Origin of the sequence: Pseudomonas sp. NPDC087817 (genome assembly GCF_044742875.1) — a bacterium.
GTDB lineage: Bacteria > Pseudomonadota > Gammaproteobacteria > Pseudomonadales > Pseudomonadaceae > Aquipseudomonas.
Genome location: NZ_JBIUVJ010000184.1, coordinates 1 through 1,149, shown reverse-complemented (window position 1 = coordinate 1,149; position 1,149 = coordinate 1). Strand labels below are relative to the sequence as shown.

Genomic DNA, 1,149 nt, shown 5'->3' with positions numbered 1-1,149 from the left:
AATGATACGTACACCCAATAAAACAACACCGTATAAAAGACTGTTTGCCTACTAACAGAAGCTTTTCGCAGGCTACCACGTCTTTCATCGCCTCTGACTGCCAAGGCATCCACCGTATGCGCTTCTTCACTTGACCATATAACCCCAAGCAATCTGGTTATACTGTGAAGACGACATTCGCCGAAAATTCGAATTTCTCAACTAAGAGAACTCACAAATTTTACCTTAGCCTGATCCGTTACCAGTGAAAGTAACGTTCAGTCTATCTTTCTATCACATACCCAAATTTTTAAAGAACGAACTAGTCAAAGACTAGAAATCAACATTCATCATCTCAACGATGGAATGCTCATTTCTAAGCTTTCAAACTTCAGAAGCAGTAGTGGTGGAGCCAAGCGGGATCGAACCGCTGACCTCCTGCGTGCAAGGCAGGCGCTCTCCCAGCTGAGCTATGGCCCCGTATTTCTACAGGCGTTTCCCACACAAAATTGGTGGGTCTGGGCAGATTCGAACTGCCGACCTCACCCTTATCAGGGGTGCGCTCTAACCAACTGAGCTACAGACCCAATTTCGGGCTGCTTCTTTCGTCTTCTTCAATGAATCAAGCAATTCGTGTGGGAGCTCATGAAGCAGCTGATGTCGTCGATTAAGGAGGTGATCCAGCCGCAGGTTCCCCTACGGCTACCTTGTTACGACTTCACCCCAGTCATGAATCACACCGTGGTAACCGTCCCCCCGAAGGTTAGACTAGCTACTTCTGGTGCAACCCACTCCCATGGTGTGACGGGCGGTGTGTACAAGGCCCGGGAACGTATTCACCGCGACATTCTGATTCGCGATTACTAGCGATTCCGACTTCACGCAGTCGAGTTGCAGACTGCGATCCGGACTACGATCGGTTTTATGGGATTAGCTCCACCTCGCGGCTTGGCAACCCTTTGTACCGACCATTGTAGCACGTGTGTAGCCCAGGCCGTAAGGGCCATGATGACTTGACGTCATCCCCACCTTCCTCCGGTTTGTCACCGGCAGTCTCCTTAGAGTGCCCACCATTACGTGCTGGTAACTAAGGACAAGGGTTGCGCTCGTTACGGGACTTAACCCAACATCTCACGACACGAGCTGACGACAGCCATGCAGCACCTGTCT

Annotated in this window: 2 tRNA genes and 2 rRNA genes; all 4 read right to left on the bottom strand. The window is 50.3% G+C overall.

The features are described from left to right. A 23S ribosomal RNA gene (locus ACIONG_RS30590) occupies positions 1-136 on the bottom strand; the annotation flags it as partial. 247 nt (positions 137-383) lie between these two features. Beyond that, positions 384-459 (bottom strand) — tRNA-Ala (locus tag ACIONG_RS30585). Between the two features lie 30 nt (positions 460-489). Beyond that, a tRNA-Ile gene (locus ACIONG_RS30580) sits at positions 490-566 on the bottom strand. Positions 567-647: 81 nt separating this feature from the next. Beyond that, positions 648-1,149: ribosomal RNA gene (locus ACIONG_RS30575) — 16S ribosomal RNA — on the bottom strand; the annotation flags it as partial.